16 protein-coding genes are annotated in these 17,649 nt (G+C 60.9%); 12 read left to right on the top strand and 4 right to left on the bottom strand.

The window, feature by feature from the left end; all coding sequences use genetic code 11:
- Positions 1-19 precede the first annotated feature (19 nt).
- Both HJC04_RS07185 and HJC04_RS07180 read left to right on the top strand, forming a co-directional pair.
- A complete protein-coding gene (locus tag HJC04_RS07185; protein WP_210630715.1) occupies positions 20-1,078 on the top strand; it encodes a glycosyltransferase family 2 protein in 1,059 nt (352 codons plus the stop codon).
- On the top strand, positions 1,078-2,760 hold the full coding sequence (locus HJC04_RS07180; RefSeq protein ID WP_210630717.1) for a hypothetical protein: 1,683 nt from the start codon (positions 1,078-1,080) through the stop codon (positions 2,758-2,760). The genes HJC04_RS07185 and HJC04_RS07180 overlap by 1 nt, the downstream gene beginning before the upstream one ends.
- A gap of 31 nt (positions 2,761-2,791) precedes the next feature.
- Here HJC04_RS07180 and HJC04_RS07175 read toward each other — a convergent pair whose 3' ends face one another.
- Entirely contained in the window at positions 2,792-3,796 is a 1,005-nt protein-coding gene (locus HJC04_RS07175) for a sugar-binding transcriptional regulator (RefSeq protein WP_221145474.1), read from the bottom strand.
- Between the two features lie 91 nt (positions 3,797-3,887).
- Positions 3,888-4,922 carry a sn-glycerol-3-phosphate ABC transporter ATP-binding protein UgpC gene (gene ugpC, locus HJC04_RS07170; RefSeq protein ID WP_221145472.1) on the bottom strand — a complete coding sequence of 345 codons (1,035 nt, stop codon included), beginning with the start codon at positions 4,920-4,922 and terminating at the stop codon, positions 3,888-3,890.
- 150 nt (positions 4,923-5,072) lie between these two features.
- On the opposite strand from ugpC, the gene HJC04_RS07165 reads away from it, so the two are divergent.
- The 6 genes from HJC04_RS07165 to HJC04_RS07140 all read left to right on the top strand — a co-directional run bounded on the left by HJC04_RS07165 (position 5,073) and on the right by HJC04_RS07140 (position 11,607).
- Positions 5,073-6,431 carry an extracellular solute-binding protein gene (locus HJC04_RS07165; RefSeq protein WP_210630722.1) on the top strand — a complete coding sequence of 453 codons (1,359 nt, stop codon included), beginning with the start codon at positions 5,073-5,075 and terminating at the stop codon, positions 6,429-6,431.
- A 13-nt stretch (positions 6,432-6,444) separates the two neighbouring features.
- Positions 6,445-7,410 (top strand): ABC transporter permease subunit, encoded by a 966-nt coding sequence (locus tag HJC04_RS07160; RefSeq protein WP_221145667.1) that lies wholly within the window; start codon positions 6,445-6,447, stop codon positions 7,408-7,410.
- 2 nt (positions 7,411-7,412) lie between these two features.
- Positions 7,413-8,333, top strand: a complete 921-nt coding sequence (locus HJC04_RS07155; RefSeq protein WP_210630724.1) for an ABC transporter permease subunit — start codon at positions 7,413-7,415, stop codon at positions 8,331-8,333.
- A gap of 27 nt (positions 8,334-8,360) precedes the next feature.
- The gene (locus HJC04_RS07150; protein WP_221145470.1) at positions 8,361-9,089 is read left to right on the top strand and encodes a glycerophosphodiester phosphodiesterase family protein; all 729 of its coding nucleotides are present in this window, start codon (positions 8,361-8,363) and stop codon (positions 9,087-9,089) included.
- Positions 9,090-9,092: 3 nt separating this feature from the next.
- A complete protein-coding gene (locus tag HJC04_RS07145) occupies positions 9,093-9,809 on the top strand; it encodes an HAD family phosphatase (protein ID WP_210630728.1) in 717 nt (238 codons plus the stop codon).
- A 166-nt stretch (positions 9,810-9,975) separates the two neighbouring features.
- Complete coding sequence (locus HJC04_RS07140) at positions 9,976-11,607, top strand: FGGY-family carbohydrate kinase (RefSeq protein ID WP_221145469.1); 1,632 nt, start codon at positions 9,976-9,978, stop codon at positions 11,605-11,607.
- A 26-nt stretch (positions 11,608-11,633) separates the two neighbouring features.
- Here the strand turns inward: HJC04_RS07140 and HJC04_RS07135 are convergent, their stop codons facing one another.
- Entirely contained in the window at positions 11,634-12,092 is a 459-nt protein-coding gene (locus HJC04_RS07135; protein WP_405047648.1) for a hypothetical protein, read from the bottom strand.
- Between the two features lie 188 nt (positions 12,093-12,280).
- Between HJC04_RS07135 and HJC04_RS07130 the strand changes: the two genes are divergently transcribed.
- The 4 genes from HJC04_RS07130 to HJC04_RS07115 all read left to right on the top strand — a co-directional run bounded on the left by HJC04_RS07130 (position 12,281) and on the right by HJC04_RS07115 (position 16,675).
- Entirely contained in the window at positions 12,281-12,931 is a 651-nt protein-coding gene (locus tag HJC04_RS07130; protein WP_210630733.1) for a TetR/AcrR family transcriptional regulator C-terminal domain-containing protein, read from the top strand.
- Between the two features lie 50 nt (positions 12,932-12,981).
- Positions 12,982-14,001 carry a ketol-acid reductoisomerase gene (gene ilvC / locus HJC04_RS07125; protein ID WP_210630735.1) on the top strand — a complete coding sequence of 340 codons (1,020 nt, stop codon included), beginning with the start codon at positions 12,982-12,984 and terminating at the stop codon, positions 13,999-14,001.
- A 195-nt stretch (positions 14,002-14,196) separates the two neighbouring features.
- A complete protein-coding gene (locus HJC04_RS07120) occupies positions 14,197-15,258 on the top strand; it encodes a polysaccharide pyruvyl transferase family protein (RefSeq protein ID WP_210630737.1) in 1,062 nt (353 codons plus the stop codon).
- Positions 15,259-15,373: 115 nt separating this feature from the next.
- Positions 15,374-16,675: a Coenzyme F420 hydrogenase/dehydrogenase, beta subunit C-terminal domain gene (locus HJC04_RS07115; protein ID WP_221145467.1), complete on the top strand. Its 1,302-nt coding sequence runs from the start codon at positions 15,374-15,376 to the stop codon at positions 16,673-16,675.
- Here HJC04_RS07115 and HJC04_RS07110 read toward each other — a convergent pair.
- Positions 16,649-17,623 carry a beta-xylosidase gene (locus HJC04_RS07110; RefSeq protein WP_221145466.1) on the bottom strand — a complete coding sequence of 325 codons (975 nt, stop codon included), beginning with the start codon at positions 17,621-17,623 and terminating at the stop codon, positions 16,649-16,651. The genes HJC04_RS07115 and HJC04_RS07110 overlap by 27 nt on opposite strands.
- Positions 17,624-17,649: the final 26 nt, after the last annotated feature.

Below are 17,649 nucleotides of genomic sequence, written 5' to 3'. Positions count from 1 at the left end.
AGCAGGCACCGCCGTCCGCATGACGCAAGCACCGTTACTTTCCATCGTCGCGCCTTGTCATAACGAGGAAGACGGCCTGCGCGAATTCTGCCGCCGCGCCGCCGCCGCTGCGCAGAGCGTCGCCGGCGACGCCTTCGAGCTCATTTTGGTCGATGACGGCTCGTCGGACGGCACCTGGGAGATCATTTCGGATCTGGCGGCAAAAGTGCCGCAGGTGCTCGGCGTCCGTCTCCTGCGCAATCACGGCCATCAGCTGGCATCGACGGCCGGCCTTTCGGCGTCGCGGGGCGAGCGCGTGCTTTTGATCGACGCCGATCTTCAGGACCCGCCCGAACTGCTGTTGATGATGATGCCGATCATGGAGCGCGGCGCCGATGTCGTTTACGGCCAGCGCACGCGTCGCGAGGGCGAAACCTGGTTCAAGCTCGCCTCCGCGTCGCTCTTCTATCGCACGCTCTCGAGACTCGCTTCCGTGACCATTCCGCGTGACACCGGCGATTTCCGGCTGATGCGCCGGCGCGTCGTCGATATCCTGCTGGCGATGCCGGAGCGCGATCGTTTCATCCGCGGCATGGTCAGCTGGATCGGCGGCCGGCAGGTGGCTCTGCCTTACGAGCGGGACGCCCGTTTTGCCGGCACGACGAAATATCCACTGCGCAAGATGATCAATTTCGCGCTCGATGCGATCACCAGCTTTTCAACGACGCCGCTGCGCATCGCCACATGGCTCGGCATGATCAGCGCCGGTGTGGCGGTGGCGCTGCTCGTCTATACCCTTGTTCGCTGGCTGCAGGGCGAGACCGTCACCGGCTGGTCGTCGATCATGGCCGCCGTCAGCGTATTCAGCGCCATCCAGCTGATCTGCATCGGCATCATCGGCGAGTATCTTGGTCGTCTCGTCCAGGAGAGCAAGCGGCGGCCGATGTTCATCGTCGAGACGATCCTGCGGGGCAGCTACCATGCCGAACTGCCGACGGCTTTTTCGGAAATGAGCGCCGGCGACCGGCGCGCGGCGCTGGATTCGGCCTTCGCGCCGACAGAGCCGCCGCGGCCGCAAAGGAGCAACCGGACCAAATAATGAATCGAATTGCTGCGCCTATTCATGCCGCGGCCGGGCCGGAGGATTTGATCGCCCGGCAAGACTCCACCATAGCGATCGCCGTGTTCGTCACGCTTGCGGCTGCATTGGTCGGCCTGTTTCACTTCCCGCCGGTTCTCGACTACGCCAATCACTACGCCCGGATCTGGCTGCTTTCGGGCGGCATCGGCGAACAGCCGTTCCCTGAGATCTATGCGATCGATTGGAACCGCACCTTCACCAATGTCGGAATCGATCTTGTCGCCGTCTGGCTGGGGCCGCTCGTCGGCGCCGACAGGCTGGCGCGGGCATTGCTTTTTCTGGCGATCGTGTTGCCGCCGCTTGGTGCGATCGGGCTGCACCGCGCGCTGTTCGGCGGCCGGCACTACTGGCAGATCGCCATGCTCTCGTTTAGCTGGTGCGCCACGATGATCGGCGGCTTCATCAATTTTCAGATCGGCCTCGGCATGGCCTTGTTCTTCTCGTGCATCGATCTGCGGCTGCAGGGCGGAAATCCGGTCTGGATTTTTGCCTGGCGCCTCGCCGCCGCATTGCTGCTGACAGTGATGCACATCTTCTCGCTCGGGTTCTATATCGCCATCGTCTGCGGCCTCGAATTTTCCTGGCGCATCGACATATTGCGATCGAGGGTGGGGTTGGCAAGGCTTGCCGGCCGCTTGGCGCTCGTGGTCAGTGTCTGCGCCCTACCGCCGCTCGCTTTGTACCTCCGTACTGCTGCTTTACCGGATGCCGGCGGGAGCGGCCTTGGACTTGCCTGGAACGATGGCGTCATCCTGATCCTGATAAACATTGTCTCCGCCATCACGACTTATCTTCCGTTGGTTGACGTCGTGCTGATTCTGCCACTGATCCTCATCTGCACGCGGGCCGCACGGACGGGCGACATTCAGGTGCATGCAGGGCTTGCGGTCACCGCCTGCGGATTGTTGCTTCTTTCCTGTATTTCGCCACGACACGCTCTCGGCACCGGCTGGATCAGCTGGCGCTTTCCGATCATGACAGCACTCGTGGCCATGGCGATGGTGTGCCCGTTTGCCAATTTGACGCGCCGGCAGGCGCTGTCGCTGGCGCTGATCATCAACCTTGCGGTCTTCGGCCGAGCCGCCTGGATCGGCTGGAATTGGTGGCTGGCGCAGAAAGATGTCGCGGCTGTCGAGACTGCGCTGAGAAAGATGCCTGCCGGCGCGGCCGTGCTGCCCCTGGGGCATGAACCGGAGACCGCCAGCAGCCTTGCCCATTCCAATCGGCACTTCGCCTGGGGATTGGATACCTTCCGGCATCTGCCGACGCTCGCCGTGCCGTTCTCGCATGCTTTCGTGCCGACGCTCTTCACGGCAAAAGGCAAGCAGCCGCTTTCCGTCCTGCCGCCATGGTCTCATATCGCGGTTCCCGAGGGCAATCTGGTGTCGATCGGCGTACTTTCATGCCCGGCAATGATGCGGGAGTATGAGGGCTTTACGCCCTATCTTTCGGATTGGCGCAGGCGTTTCGATTTCATCCTCGTCGCCAATGCCGATATCCCTGACCGCTACGTCGGCAACTCAATGCCGGCGGGGCTGACGCTTATCGAGGATGCCGGTTTCGCCAAGCTTTATGCGATCGACAAGGTAACGCCGGCGGAGCCTCTCTCGCTCCCGGCCGGTTGCGCCAGGGCGTCTTAGACTTAGCTGCCGATGCCGTGCATGTCCGGCTCTACGAACTGCCGCTCGTCCTGAGCTCGCCAGCAAGCTGTTGTGCCTGTCGTGCAGTGTCTTCATCGCAAATCAACACGTTGCCGAGGCCGGACAGCAGCACGGCTGCGATAGCCTGCGCCTTGTTCCAGCCGCCTGACGCGAAGACGACATTGGGAATGGAGCGCAGAGCTTCCAACTCGGGAGCGATCGCGCACCTGTTTATCGCATGGTCGATCGGCCGCCCGATCTTATCGACGAACTGGCCGAGCACGTCGCCACAGGCACCGGCTGCGAGCAATTCCTCAATGTTGATGTTGCGCGGCAAGCCGTAGCGCATCAGCAGCGAACGCTCGGTCATGTCGCCGATGCTGAGCACGATGACGTCATTGGTCTCGATCTGTCGAAAGGCCGATTCAAAAACATCCTGTTGGATGATTGCCGTCCGCGATTCCGGGCTGCCGACGTAGATCGGCGCAGCAAGATAGGAGCATTCGGCATTGAGCTGGCGAGCAAGGTCGCTCGCAATGTCAAAGGTATTGATTTCGATGCCGTGCGTCAGCCCGCCCATGACCGAATTGACGCAGATATCAGGCCGTTTGAGGGAGGGCATATGACGCACCATCTCGCGGAGCGTCGCTCCCCACCCGACGCCAACGCCGCGGATATTGCCGCCGTTCAGCAACTGGACGAGATAATCGGCGGCCGCCTGGCCGAGCAGGACGGGGATCAGTTCCGCATCCTCCGGCGTCGGTACGATAATTGCCCGATTGAGGTTGAATTCTGCCGCCAGCTGCTGCTCCAGGGCGATACAGGAGGTCAGCCGGGAATTGAGGGTGATCGTCACAAGGCCGGATCGGCGCGCCTCGGCGATGATCTTGTTGACGCGAAGCCTGTTGGTCGAAAGCGCTTCGGCGATTTCACCCTGGGTGCGTCCCTCCATGTAATAGAGCCAGACGACGCGCACCTGCATCTGCTCGTCCGGCAGCGCAACGGGCGCGGAAGAAGCACTTCTGTTCTGTGACATGCAATAATCTGCGCCTCCGTTCGACGCCATGGATCTCAAATCCCCGGCGCTTGTCAATCGCAGGGGCCCGTCGTCGGCCGCTTCACCGCGGTCAGTCGGTTCGCCGGCCGGTCGACTTGTTGAAGGGATGCAAACCTTCCATGCGTACATGGCACGAAATGCGGTCGTGTTCCTGCAGACGCCGATCGCTAGGCACGCTCGCGACGATGTGCTTCCGGCTGTCGTCGATGCGCAGATGCACGTTGTTCTCATCGCCAACGGTTTCGATCAATTCGACATAGGCGTCGAACCGGAGATCATGCGCCGATCCGACCCCGAGGTTGATCGAACCAGGTCTGACGCCGACGAGATCGGTGTCTTTCGGAAGCGCGATGTCGCTGAGGCCGAGTTCATCCAGTTCGATCAGATTCATCGGCGGCGAACCGATGAAGCCGGCAACGAAGACGGTTTCGGGACGGCGATACACCTCGATCGGTGTCCCGATCTGCTCGATTCGGCCGCCGTTCATGACGACGAGCCTGTCGGCGAGGGTCATCGCCTCGAGTTGGTCGTGCGTCACATAGAGGCTGGTCGTCTCGAGCTGCCGCTGCAACCTGCGGATTTCGACGCGCATTTGCACGCGAAGCTTCGCATCCAGATTGGACAACGGTTCGTCAAAGAGGAAGGCGGCTGGATCGCGGACGATGGCGCGGCCCATGGCAACGCGTTGGCGCTGTCCGCCTGAGAGCTGACGAGGGCGGCGCTCGAGGAATTCGCCGATTTCCAGAATGTCGGCGGCGTCAGCGATCCGCCGGTCGATCTCGGGGCGAGGAACGCGGCGGTTCTTGAGTCCATATTCGAGATTCTGCCGAACGGTCATATGAGGATAGAGCGCGTAGTTCTGGAAGACCATCGCAATGTTGCGGTCGGCCGGATCGACACGGCCAACGTCGTTGCCTGATATCCTGAGGTGCCCGGAGCTTATGGCTTCGAGCCCCGCGATCATCCGCAGCAAGGTCGATTTCCCACATCCTGATGGCCCGACCAATACGATCATTTCGCCGTCCGCGACGGTCAGATTGATCCCTTTTACCGCGGGAACCGGTCCGTAATTCTTCCTCAGGTCGATCAGTTCGATAGCGGCCATGGCATCCTTCCTCCTGGATCGTCATACATTTGTAACATGCTATTGACATTTGTAACAAGTGACCCCAACCTTGTTTTATCGCCACTCTGGGAGGGGTTGACCGACGCTCGACGCCCGGTCGGCGAACAAGGCAATGGAGAGGAAAACCAAATGACGGCAATGTCTTCGATAAGGTCCCGCATGGGGCTGACGATCCGGTCATTCGCGGCGGGCGCTGCACTGATGACGCTCGGATTGGCAAATGCGGGCGACGCCAGCGCAGCCGATCGCGTCAAGATCGAATGGTGGAATGCGGCAGGCGGCCGCCTGGCTGAAATCACCAATCAGTTGATTAAGGACTTCAACGCCTCGCAGGACAAATACGAGGTCGTCGGCATCGGCAAAGGCAATTATGAAGAGACCATGGCGGCAATGGTGGCAGCCTACCGCGTCCATCAGCAACCGGTGCTGATCCAGGCGGCCGAGCGCGGCTTTCTGACCATGTACAATTCCGGCGCGATCATTCCGGTGCCGGAGCTGATGGAGAAGGAAGACTACAAGATCGACTGGAACGATTTCGTCGCTCCGGTCGCCGGTTTTTATCTCGTCGACGGGAAGCCGGCGGCAATGCCCTTCAACAGCTCGACGCCGATCTTCTGGTACAATGCCGATCACTTCAAGGCAGCCGGGTTCGACAAGCCGGGCGAGACCTGGCAGGAGCTCGACAAGCAGCTGCGCGCCATCAAGGACAAAGGCGTTTCAAAATGCCAGATGGCGCTTGCGAACGACTTCTACTGGAGCCTGATCGAGAACTATGCCGCGATCCAGGATCAGCCTTACGGCACCAAGGCGAATGGTTTCGGCGGCCTCGACACCGAATTCATCTTCAACAAGAGCCCCTTGCTGGTGGGTCAGGTGACGCGCCTCAAGACGTGGATGGACGCCGGCATCCTGCAGATCGCGGGGCAGGGCCTCTCGCCAGACCAACTGTTCACCTCTGGAACCTGCTCGACCTATGTGGCCTCCACCGCGGCGCATGCCGCCGTCGAGAGCGGCGCGAAATTCAATTGGAGCGCAACGTTCCTGCCGCATGAGGAAGGCGTCGAGCCGAAAAACAGCACCATTGGCGGCGGTGCGCTCTGGGTTCTCAAAGGCAAGACCGAGGAAGAATACGCCGGCGCGGCCGCCTTCCTGAATTTCGTCGCCTCGCCGAAGACGCAGGTCTGGTGGAGCAAGCAGACAGGCTACGTCCCGGTTACGAATGCCGCCTATGAGCAGGCCAAGTCCGAGGGCTACTTCAAGGACCACCCGACCCGCGAGATCGCCATTCTCCAGCTCACGCGCGGCACCCCGACCGATAATTCGCGCGGCTTCCGCTTCGGCAATCATAATCAGGCGATGGCGCTTCTGGTGGAAGAGATTCAGGGTGTGTGGACCGGCCAGAAGACACCACAGCAGGCGCTGGATGCCGCGGCGGCCCGCGGAAACCAGATCCTCCGCCAGTATGAGCAGCTTCATGCAGCAAAGTAGAACCCTGGGAAAGATGGAAGGCGCCGCCCGGCGCCTTCGTATCCCCGATCTTCCGTCGACGGGCCGCTCGGTTGCGCAGCCGTCGGAGGCCGGGTTGAAGTCCGCCCACTTCAGCAAGCCGTGGCTCGCCTTCGGCCTGGTTGCGCCGCAACTGGTGATCCTGCTGTTCTTCTTTTTCATCCCATCCTACAAGGCGCTGTCGCTGGCCTTCGTTCAGGTCGATCCCTTCGGCGGCACGCAGATTTTCGTCGGGCTCACCAATTTCTACAATCTGTTTGCAAGCCCGGAGTATCGCGCCAGCGCGCTGTTCACGCTGTGGTTCACCGTTGCACAGAACGCCGCAACGCTTCTGCTTGCCGGGCTCTTTGCCTTCGCGACCGATTTCGTGATCAGAGGTAGGGGGATTTACAAGAGCATCATCCTGCTTCCCTATGCGATCGCGCCTGTCATATCGGGCGTGATCTGGGCCTTCCTGTTCAATCCGGCGGTGGGGCCGATCGCGCAGCTTCTGCACGGGTTCGGCTTCGAATGGGATCCGAACCGGCGGCCTTTCGATGCGCAGCTTCTGGTGACCATCGCTTCCGTCTGGAAGAATGTCTGCTACGACTACATCTTTCTCGTCGCCGCATTGCTCGCCGTGCCTGTCTCGCTTCTGGAAGCGGCAAAGCTCGACGGCGCAAGACCCGTCCGGCGCTTTTTCACGATTTCGCTTCCGCTGATCTCGCCGACGATCTTCTTCCTCGTGGTGATGAACTTCGTCTACGGCTTGTTTGAAACCTTCGGCATCATCGATGCGGTCACGCGCGGCGGCCCAGCGGGGGCGACGAACAGCCTGGTCTACAAGGTCTATCAGGACGGCTTCGTGCAACTGGATCTCGGCTCGTCGGCCGCCCAGTCGGTGCTTTTGATGCTGATCGCCGTCCTGTTCACCATCGTTCAATTCCGCTCCCTCGAGCGCAAGGTCAATTACCAGGTGTAGTCATGCCCGAACGTCATCTCGGTCTGTCGATCTTCTGCCACGCGATCTTGCTCGTCGGCGCGGTTTTCGTCTGCCTGCCTCTTTATTTTGCCTTCGTCGCCGGGTCGCTCACCTTGCAAGAGGTTCAGCAGGCGCCGTTCCCGGTGGTGCCGGGCAGGCATTTCTTTGAAAACCTGGCAGCGGCCTGGCAACAGGGCGAATTCTCCCAGCTGTTCCTGAATTCGATCATCGTCACCGCCGGCATCGTCATCGGCAAGCTGGCGATCTCGCTGATCGCCGCATTCGGCGTGACCTATTTCCGCTTCCCATTTCGCATGACGGCCTTCTGGCTCATCTTCGTGTCGCTGATGCTTCCGGTCGAGGTCCGCATCATTCCGACCTACGAGGCGGTCGCCGATGCCGCCGGCCCGATCCGCTGGCTGGTCGGGACCGTCGGGCTTTCCGGCGTCGTGGAACGGCTGACAGGATACAGCATCGAAGCCTCGTTGAAATGGAACATGGTCAACAGCTATGCCGGCCTGATCCTGCCGCTGATTGCCTCCGCCTCCGCAACATTCCTGTTCCGACAGTTCTTCCTGACAGTTCCGGATGAGCTTTGCGAGGCGGCCAAGCTCGACGGCGCCGGTCCGCTGAAATTTTTCAAGGATATCCTTCTTCCGCTGTCGAGCGCCAACATCGCGGCCTTGTCGATCATCCTGTTCCTCTATGGCTGGAACCAGTATTTGTGGCCGCTGCTCTTCACCACGGACAAAGAGATGGGAACAGCGGTGCTCGGGCTGAAGCAACTCGTTCCGGTCTCCGACTCCGCACCCGCCTGGAACATTGCGATGAGTGCTGCGCTGCTCGTCATGCTTCCGCCGGCAGCCGTCATTCTCTTCATGCAACGCTGGTTCACCAAGGGGCTGGTGGACTCCGGGAAGTAAACGCCGAATCTCAAGGATATTCAGACGATGGTGCATATCATCGGCCACCGCGGTGGCCGCAATCTCTGGCCCGAGAACAGCCTCTCGGGCTTCCGTAAACTTGCGCAAATGCCGGTGGATGGCGTGGAATTCGACATCCACCTGACACGATCGGGAGAAATGCTGGTCATTCATGATCCGACGCTCGATCGCACGACCGATGCGCAGGGCATGGTCGCCGATCTCGGCCCCCGACAACATCGCGAAATCCGTCTCAAGGAAAGCGTTGGGGAAACGATCCCGGCGCTGGAAGAGGTCCTCGCCGTCTTCAAGAACACGCCCCTCGAGCTTCATATCGAGCTGAAGACCCAGGCCGATGGGACGCCTTACGAGGGGCTCGCCGCCACGGCATTTGCCGCCGTCGAGCGGCTTGGTCTTGTGGAGCGCTCGATCCTGACGAGCTTTCATCCCGATGTGCTTGCCGATATTCGCAAGGTCGCTCCTGGAATTCGCATCTTGTCGTCCTTCGACACCAAGTCCGCCGAACGCCTCGGCCTTGCGAGCGGCCTCAGCCTGATGAAGCGATGCTCGCATATCATCGCCGTCGAAAAATCTCTCCTGCAGGCGAAGTGGGACGAGATCACCCAAATTGTGCCGCTGGACCGCCTCGGCGCCTGGGTTCCGAACGAACTGAGCGATCTCGACTATTGGCTTGCCAAACCGATCCGGCAGATCACGACGGACCGTCCGGATCTCGCCTTGCAGGCGCGGGGTTGAGACATGCTCAATAGCCGCATCGATTATCCCGGCATCCCAGGCGCCGTGGACAGCATCGACCTCGTGATCTTCGATTGCGACGGCGTGCTGATCGACAGCGAGCCGATCGCCAGCCGCACACTGGCAGATACGCTCCAGGGCGCAGGCATTGCGATCACCGCAGCCGAGGCGCATGTCAAATTCACCGGAAATTCGGAAAGCATCATCGCCGAGATGTGCCGGCGTGAATACGGGATCATCGACGTCGCCGCGCTGTTCGAGAAATGGCATCTTCACCTGTTCGAGGAATTCGCGCGCTCGCTGACGCCCATTGCCGGCATCGCCGAGGTCGTCAACAGTCTCGACCGCCCTAAATGCGTCGCATCGAACAGCACGATGCGGCGGTTGCGCAACAGCCTGGGCAAACTCGATCTCTGGAGCGCCTTCGGCGAAGACGTGTTCAGCGCCGAATTCGTCTCCCGGCCGAAGCCGGCGCCCGATCTGCTGCTATATTGCGCCGAGCGTTTTCGGGCCCGGCCGGCGAGATGCATCATGATCGACGACAGCGTTCATGGTGTGACGGCGGCAATCGCCGCAGGCATGACGGCCATCGGATTCGTCGATCCGGCCGATCCGAGGCCCGGCCGCCGCGCCGTGCTCGATGCCGCCGGAGCCACCGCCGTTGCGACAGGGGCAGGGGAGCTTACCGCCATTCTGGAAAATGTCGGAGGGAGGCTGTGAGGCGCCCCGGGCGGTGGGCGCGCTCGGTGCCCAGCCTCCTTGCCATGTCGCCGTGACCGCGTAATGTCAGCCTCCCTGGAGGCGGGACTCTTTCCAGACAACAGACTTCGAAATTCGACCCCAGCCGCTAATCAACCCGATCCTTGGCGATCTGAAACGAGAGACCATGAGCGACACATCTCATACAGCGGAAGCCGGCGCTAAATATGTCATCGGCGTCGATGTCGGCACCGGCAGCGCTCGAGCCGGCCTGTTCGATATGGCCGGCCGCATGCTTGCCTCCGCCAAGCGAAATATCAGCCTGTTTCATGAAGCCGGTTCCATCGTCGAACAATCGAGCAGCGAAATCTGGAGCGCCGTTTGCGCGGCCGTGCGAGAGGCGGTTGCCGCAGCCGGCGTCGACCCGGCTTCCGTGGTCGGGCTCGGATTCGACGCCACCTGCTCGCTCGTCGTCCTCGGCGAAGGCGGCAAGTCGCTTCCCATCGGGCCTTCGGAAGATCCGGACCGGGACATCATCGTCTGGATGGACCATCGCGCCGTCTCGCAGGCGGAGCGCATCAATGCGTTTGGGCATGAGGTGCTGCGTTATGTCGGCGGTCGTATTTCGCCCGAAATGGAAACACCCAAACTTCTCTGGCTCAGGGAAAACCGCCCTGGCGTCTTTGATGCTGCCTGGCAGTTTTTCGATCTTGCGGATTTCCTTACCTGGCGGGCGACTGGCGATCTGTCGCGCTCGACCTGTACAGTCACCTGCAAATGGACCTATCTCGCTCATGAAAAGCGGTGGGACAGCGGTTATTTTCATCAGATCGGTCTCGGCGTGCTGGCAGACGAAGGGTTTGCCCGCATCGGAAAAGTCATTGTCGAGCCCGGTTCGGCACTCGGCCAAGGACTGACTGCGGCAGCGGCGAAGGAGCTCGGCCTGACGCCGGGCACGGCCGTAGCAGCCGGGCTGATCGATGCCCATGCCGGCGGTGTCGGAACCGTCGGTGCCGATCCGGAAGCAAATCTTGCTTATGTTTTCGGGACCTCTTCCTGCACGATGACGTCGACGGCAGAACCGTCTTTCGTGCCCGGTGTCTGGGGACCTTACTATTCGGCGATGGTGCCGGGCCTGTGGCTGAACGAAGGCGGCCAGAGTGCCGCCGGCGCGGCGATAGACCACCTCCTCTCCTTCCACCCGGCGGCCGGCGAGGCGAAGGAGCTTGCAAAGAGCGCCGGTATTGCTCTGCCGGTCTTGCTTGCCGACATGGCCACCCGCAAGGCGGGGCGTTCTTCCGGCGCCGTCAAGCTGGTGGCCGGGCTGCACGTCGTACCTGAATTCCTCGGCAACCGTGCGCCCTTTGCTGATCCGCATGCCCGCGCGGTCATTGTCGGTCTCGGCATGGAGCGGGATGTCGACAACCTGGTCGCGCTTTATATCGCGGGGCTTTGCGGCATTGGCTACGGCCTCAGGCAGATCATCGAAACGCAGGGCGAGGCGGGGGTGACCATCGAGAACATCGTCATCAGCGGCGGGGCCGGCCAGCACGATTTCGTCCGCCAATTGCTCGCCGATGCGAGCGGCAAGCCGGTGGTGGCGACGAAGGCCGAGGAGCCGGTATTGCTGGGAGCGGCCATTCTCGGCGCCGTCGCCGGCCGGCAGTTTGCGGATGTCCGAGCAGCGATGAGCGAACTCACCCGGGCGGAAACACGGTTTCAGCCATCGGGGGGCGAAATTTCCAATCTCCACCGCAAGCGTTACCAGGCGTTCAAGGAGCTTCAGACGTTGGCGCGCAAGCTTCGCAGCGATGGCTGACATCGCTGTGCGACAAATGCCGCGGGCTAATTATTGATGGCGATGATCGCCCAATGGCTCTCCTCGCAGGCGTTGTCGTCGCAGACTGCACCCATCCAGACGGCGCCATTTGCGAGCATCACTCCTTCGCTGCTGACGAAGAGATCCTCATACTGCTGGCGGCCGACAGCGCGGCGGGTCTCCTGGGTCACCAGATCGTCGAAATTCTCGATGAAATCCTCGGCGTTTTCGACATCATAGGTTTCGCCATCTGCCTTTACGCTCAGCGGATATTCGGCAAGGCCTGCGATGGTTTCTGCATCGCCGGCGCGCATCGCCTGGACGAGTTGGCGCAGCGGCCGGTCGAACCCGGCGGCATCGCCGTGCAATTCCTCGATGCGGTTATAGACCTCACTATCCGACTGCGCGGCGGCGCGGCCGGTGAAGGACGTCGTTGCCAGGAGCATCGCTCCCGTCAGGAGAAGGGCGGCAGATGGACGCAACATGGAAGACTCCCGGCAAATGATTTTGCGCGGCATTATGCAATCTGCATCCGGTGTCCGCCTATCCAATTCTGGTGCAGCGCCGGCCTTTCCCGTATAAAAATCTGCCTGGACCTGCTTGACGGCCCGATCGGATTGTCGCATAAAGCCTGCGAACCGTACCGTACGGTACGTATAGGGGAGCCTTGACCGTGTCCGTCGATACTGCAGAGCCGAACGAATTTTCGTCGCGCCAGAACGCCGTTCTGGAGCAGGCGCTGCGGCTGCTCGTTGATGGCGGCGAGAAGGCGCTGACGACCTCCGGTGTTGCGCGCGCCGCCAATTGCTCCAAGGAAAGCCTCTACAAGTGGTTCGGCGATCGCGACGGCCTCTTGTCGGCGATGATCGCCTATCAGGCGAGCAAGGTGCGCACCTTCGAGCGCAACGGCGAACGGCTGACGGCGACGAGCCTGCACGATCATGTCGTCATCTTCGCGCGGGACCTGCTGGAGGTGCTCGCCGGCGACGTCTCGCTGGCGCTGAACCGGCTTGCCATTGGCCAGTCGCACCGCGACGGCTCGAAACTCGGCAAGCTTTTGCTCGAACGCGGCCGCCGCCAGATCGACCGGCGCGCCATGGCGCTGATCGACGCCGGAAAGAGGGCAGGGCTGCTGCGGTTTTCCGATGCGGACGAAGCCTATCATACGCTTTACGGCCTTGTCGTTTCCGACCTGCATGTGCGCATGCTGCTCGGCGAACCCGGCCTCAAGGATACCGCGCGCCAGGCGGAGAGGGCGGTCACCGCCTTCCTCCGGCTCTACGGCACGGACAAGGTTCTGGCGGAGATGCCGGCTCTCGGCTGATTTCGCCTTAATGACAGTCAACAGGACAAGCACAAGGGAAGGAACTTCAAATGCGCGTCTATTACGATCGTGATGCCGATCTCAACCTCATCAAGGCCAAGAAGGTCGCCGTCATCGGCTACGGCTCGCAGGGCCGCGCCCATGCGCTGAACCTCAAGGACAGCGGCGCCCAGAACCTCGCCATCGCGCTGAAGGCCGGTTCGCCCACGGTCAAGAAGGCCGAGGCCGATGGCTTCAAGGTCATGACCGTCGCAGAAGCCGCCGGCTGGGCCGACCTGATGATGATGGCAACGCCGGACGAACTGCAGGCCGACATCTACAAGTCGGACATCGCGCCGAACATCCGCGACGGCGCCGCCATCGCTTTCGCCCACGGCCTCAACGTTCACTTCGGCCTGATCGAGCCGAAGGCTTCGGTCGACGTCGTCATGATCGCCCCGAAGGGCCCGGGCCACACGGTTCGCGGCGAATACCAGAAGGGCGGCGGCGTTCCCTGCCTCGTCGCCGTTCATCAGAACGCCTCCGGCAACGCTCTTGAACTCGCTCTCTCCTACGCCTGCGGCGTCGGCGGCGGCCGTTCCGGCATCATCGAAACCAACTTCCGCGAAGAGTGTGAAACCGACCTCTTCGGCGAACAGGTCGTTCTCTGCGGCGGTCTCGTCGAGCTCATCCGCGCCGGTTTCGAAACGCTGGTTGAAGCCGGTTACGCGCCTGAAATGGCCTATTTCGAGTGCCTGCATGAAGTGAAGCTGATCGTCGACCTGATCTATGAAGGCGGCATCGCCAACATGAACTACTCGATCTCCAACACGGCCGAGTGGGGCGAATACGTCACCGGTCCGCGCATCATCACCGAAGAAACCAAGGCTGAGATGAAGCGCGTGCTCAAGGACATCCAGACCGGCAAGTTCACCTCCGAGTGGATGCAGGAATACCGGTCGGGCGCCGCCCGCTTCAAGGGCATCCGCCGCAACAACGACAGCCATCAGATCGAGGAAGTCGGCGCCAAGCTGCGCGGCATGATGCCCTGGATCGGCAAGAACAAGCTGGTCGACAAGTCGGTCAACTAAGCTGTTTCAGCAAGGCCGGAGTGAAAGCTTCAGCCTGCAAACTGCTGATAACCCCCGGCTGAGCTGGGGGTTATCTGATTCATTGCGACATGCTGAAGAAAGCTGCTCCCGAACCAGGAGCGAGCTGCGGTTTGTTGGGAACGGAACTGGAGTTGGTCGGTTAGTGGAATCTATTCGATCTGCTTCAGGGACCAGATGCCTAAGGCCGGAATTCTTACCTTTCATCGCTGCATAAATTACGGCTCCTATTGGCAGGCACGCTGTCTGGCCGAAGGCCTTGCGTCCATGGGAGTGGAAGCCGTTCTTCTGGAACATGTGTCCGATCGCGTGAACCGCGCGGAATGGCGATGCGCGCTGCAACCGCTGCTTCCTGCCGCAACGCCAAAGGAAGACTACCCGCTCTACAAAGCGAAGATCCGGAAATTCTTTCACTCGTTTGCCAGCCTACCTCTTTCATCGCCTTTTCCCTTGGAGAACCCAGCGGCGATGGACGACTATTCGCTCATCGTCGTCGGCAGCGACGAGGTGTGGAACCTTCGCCATCCCTGGTATGGCGGGTATCCGCTGTTTTATGGAGAGGGCCTGCGATGCGGGCGTCTTGTCTCCTATGCCGCGACGTTTGGAAGTCTGGCGTCGTCGGAGCGGCTGGAGGGTTGGGCGGAAAAGCTGCGTAAGTTCTCTCATATTTCGGTTCGGGACCTCCATTCGGACCGGATCATCCGCGAGACATTGGGACTGGAGCCCGAACTCGTTCTCGACCCGTGCCTGCAATTTCCGCAGACGATGAAGGCGAGCGGGGATGACGGGGAGGCGGCAGCGTATATAGCCGTCTACGGGCACAGTTTTCCCGTGTGGTTTCAGGATGCAGTGCGCCGATGGGCACGAGACCGGGGTCATCCGCTTGTCAGCATCGGCTATCGGAACGATTGGGCCGACGAACAATGGATTGATGCCGGCCCGGAGGACTTCGCCAGCTTCATTTCCAAAGCAAAGGCTGTCGTAACGAACTTCTTTCATGGATGCGTGTTCTCGCTCGTCAACGACAAGCCATTTGCATGTGTGCTCTCCGATTACCGCTCCAACAAGCTTCGCGATCTAACGCGGCTCGTCCGAGCCGAACATCATGTGCTGACCGAAGATACGACGCCCTCGCATCTGGATGTTATCCTCGGTAACCCACTTCCTATGGGCATTTCGCAGCGCATATCTTCGCTGCGCGATACATCCAACGTCTATCTCAGCCATGCCTTGCAATAGCTCCGCTCGACAGAATCGGCTCACGCCGGGCATCGCTCCCAAGGATATTGCAGGCGCCGGCTTCTGCATCGGCTGCGGCTCCTGTGCCGCAAGGTCAGCGCGACCTGATGTGCGCATGGAACTCGACCGGTACGGGCAGATGAAGCCGACAGGCCCGACGACTTGGTTGCGGGGCCGTGATGAAGAATTTGCGCGAATTTGCCCGTTTTCGCCGGTGGCCCGGGACGAGGACGAATTGGTAGCCGAATATTTTGCCGGTGCGAGAAACCGAGACCCTCTGCTGGGCCGTTTCGAGGCTGCCTTTGTCGGCCATGTCGAGGAAGGGGAATATCGTTCGAGTGGCAGTTCCGGCGGCATGGTCACCTGGGTGGCGGCGGAATTGCTGCGCCTGGGGCTTGTCGACGGTGTTGCTCACGTCAAGGCGAGCGATGATCCGCAATCGGAAGGGCGCCTGTTTCATTATTCGCTGTCACGTAATCTGCAGGAACTTCAGGCCGGCGCTAAATCCCGATATTATCCCGTCGAGCTTTCCGGCGTGCTTCAGTCTATTCGCGAGGCGCCCGGCCGGTACGCCGTGGTTGGCATTCCCTGTTTCATCAAGGCGGTGCGACTGGCCTGTGCCAATGACCCGATATTGAAGGAGCGAATTGCCTTCACGCTTGGGCTGTTTTGCGGCCATATGAAAAGCGCGCGCATGGCCGAGAGCTTCGCATGGCAGATGGGGCAGGACATCAGCAGGGTTAAACGGCTCGACTACAGGAAGAAAGCCCAGGATCGGCCTGCGAATTGGTATCGGGCTGAGTTGACCCTCGAAAACGGAGAGACGTGCGCCCAAGACTGGTGGCATCTGGCCGACGGGGACTGGGGCGCGGGCTTTTTTCAGAATTCCGCCTGCAATTTCTGCGACGACGTCGTTGCGGAAACGGCCGATATCGCTTTCGGGGATGCCTGGAAGGAGCCCTATTCCTCTGACGGAAGAGGAACGAACGTGGTGGTCGTCCGCTCAACTGCACTTCTGGATGCGATCCATGCCGGGATCGCTGAGAAGAGGATCGTACTGTCTTCAGTGGATTCCGACTTCGTTATCGCCACCCAGGCCGCCGGATTCCGCCAGCGTCGCGAGGGCCTCGCATTCCGCTTGACCTGGCCTCGCATGGGTATGCGCCCGCGTAAACGCGTCCGTGCCGGCAGCCCGAACCTGTCTCGGCAGCGCATGGCGGTCTACATCATGCGCTATGGGATCAGTTTCTGGAGTCATCGCGTCTTTTCGATCGCCGTTTTCCTGCATAGCCCCGGACTTTACATTCTGTGGGCTCGTGCTGCCCTGGCATGCTATCAGGGCGTCGCTTATTCCCGGGGACCGATCGGCAGGATAGCCCAGAGCCTGGGTTTAGCCGGCTCCGAGGAACGCACGTGATTCAAGCCCCAGCAGTCGGGCTGCCGACTTGGCAACGCGCGACACATATCCGCTATCCCTGTGCGGCGCGTAACGGTCGACCATTTCTTCGCAGAAGCCGGCGAATTCTTCGGGCACCAGGGGTGCACTGGTATGGTGCGGCGCGATACCTCGATGCTCCGGAGTGAAGCAGAATGTCACCGTTACGTCAAAATCTTCGAGGGCCCGCATCTGTCGGTCGAACCAATCGAGGGCATTGGGCCGGAATCGGTCTGCCCAGGAAAGCCCGGTACGCACAGATTTCACGCCCAGCCGCCTCATCCAGGCAGCGGCCTCATCCAGCCGCGGATCTTCGAAATGGAACCATTGCACCAGTCCGAAATCCGGCGTGTGTTTGGCAAACTCCTCAAGCGCCGGTTTCGGCGTTCCGTCTTCGCGCAAAATGCCCATATAGTAGTGTCGATAGTAGGAGGAGCCTTCGGCTTCGCGATGACGCGTTGTTGCCTCCCATGATCGTGGGAGGTCGTAGAGGCTGTACCATTGGCAGCGCTCGACTTTGCCCTTGAGCAACTCGGCAGTTCGTTGGAGACCCCACAACTGCACTTCCTCCGCGCCGAAGGTCGAGACGCCCACTTCGCTGACCCAGATCGGCAGATCGGTGACGGCGCGTATTTCGTTGATTTTCTCCGGCCAGTCATGAATCTGCCAGAGGTTCCAGTCGAGCGGGAAACCATGCAGCGCGACGGCATCAAGGTGATCGAGCACACCGTAATTCTTCATGCGGCTGATGAAGAAGGGGTCTATCGGAGATATTCCGCCGAGCACCTTCGTCAGTTCCGGATTCTTGGCTGCGATAGCATCGGCCGCCAGGATTGCCATTTGCGCAAACAGGCTCCATTCGGGATCGATCTCAGGATCCCAGTGCGATTTGTTGTTCGGCTCGTTCCAGATCATTGCAGCTTCGATCATTTGACTTCCCCGGGCAGGATTTAACG

The sequence above is a fragment of the Rhizobium sp. NLR8a genome, from assembly GCF_019685235.1.
In the GTDB taxonomy this organism is placed as follows: domain Bacteria; phylum Pseudomonadota; class Alphaproteobacteria; order Rhizobiales; family Rhizobiaceae; genus Rhizobium.
The sequence above is the reverse complement of the archived record's forward strand: the minus strand, read 5'-3'. Positions and strand labels throughout refer to the sequence as shown.

What these genes read in the sequence shown, in the direction of transcription:
- HJC04_RS07185 (WP_210630715.1), top strand. Translation starts at nt 20, where the DNA reads ATGACGCAAGCACCGTTACTTTCCATCGTCGCGCCTTGTCATAACGAG.
- HJC04_RS07180 (WP_210630717.1), top strand. Translation starts at nt 1,078, where the DNA reads ATGAATCGAATTGCTGCGCCTATTCATGCCGCGGCCGGGCCGGAGGAT.
- HJC04_RS07175 (WP_221145474.1), bottom strand. Translation starts at nt 3,796, where the DNA reads ATGTCACAGAACAGAAGTGCTTCTTCCGCGCCCGTTGCGCTGCCGGAC.
- ugpC (WP_221145472.1), bottom strand. Translation starts at nt 4,922, where the DNA reads ATGGCCGCTATCGAACTGATCGACCTGAGGAAGAATTACGGACCGGTT.
- HJC04_RS07165 (WP_210630722.1), top strand. Translation starts at nt 5,073, where the DNA reads ATGACGGCAATGTCTTCGATAAGGTCCCGCATGGGGCTGACGATCCGG.
- HJC04_RS07160 (WP_221145667.1), top strand. Translation starts at nt 6,445, where the DNA reads ATGGAAGGCGCCGCCCGGCGCCTTCGTATCCCCGATCTTCCGTCGACG.
- HJC04_RS07155 (WP_210630724.1), top strand. Translation starts at nt 7,413, where the DNA reads ATGCCCGAACGTCATCTCGGTCTGTCGATCTTCTGCCACGCGATCTTG.
- HJC04_RS07150 (WP_221145470.1), top strand. Translation starts at nt 8,361, where the DNA reads ATGGTGCATATCATCGGCCACCGCGGTGGCCGCAATCTCTGGCCCGAG.
- HJC04_RS07145 (WP_210630728.1), top strand. Translation starts at nt 9,093, where the DNA reads ATGCTCAATAGCCGCATCGATTATCCCGGCATCCCAGGCGCCGTGGAC.
- HJC04_RS07140 (WP_221145469.1), top strand. Translation starts at nt 9,976, where the DNA reads ATGAGCGACACATCTCATACAGCGGAAGCCGGCGCTAAATATGTCATC.
- HJC04_RS07135 (WP_405047648.1), bottom strand. Translation starts at nt 12,092, where the DNA reads ATGTTGCGTCCATCTGCCGCCCTTCTCCTGACGGGAGCGATGCTCCTG.
- ilvC (WP_210630735.1), top strand. Translation starts at nt 12,982, where the DNA reads ATGCGCGTCTATTACGATCGTGATGCCGATCTCAACCTCATCAAGGCC.
- HJC04_RS07120 (WP_210630737.1), top strand. Translation starts at nt 14,197, where the DNA reads ATGCCTAAGGCCGGAATTCTTACCTTTCATCGCTGCATAAATTACGGC.
- HJC04_RS07115 (WP_221145467.1), top strand. Translation starts at nt 15,374, where the DNA reads ATGGAACTCGACCGGTACGGGCAGATGAAGCCGACAGGCCCGACGACT.
- HJC04_RS07110 (WP_221145466.1), bottom strand. Translation starts at nt 17,623, where the DNA reads ATGATCGAAGCTGCAATGATCTGGAACGAGCCGAACAACAAATCGCAC.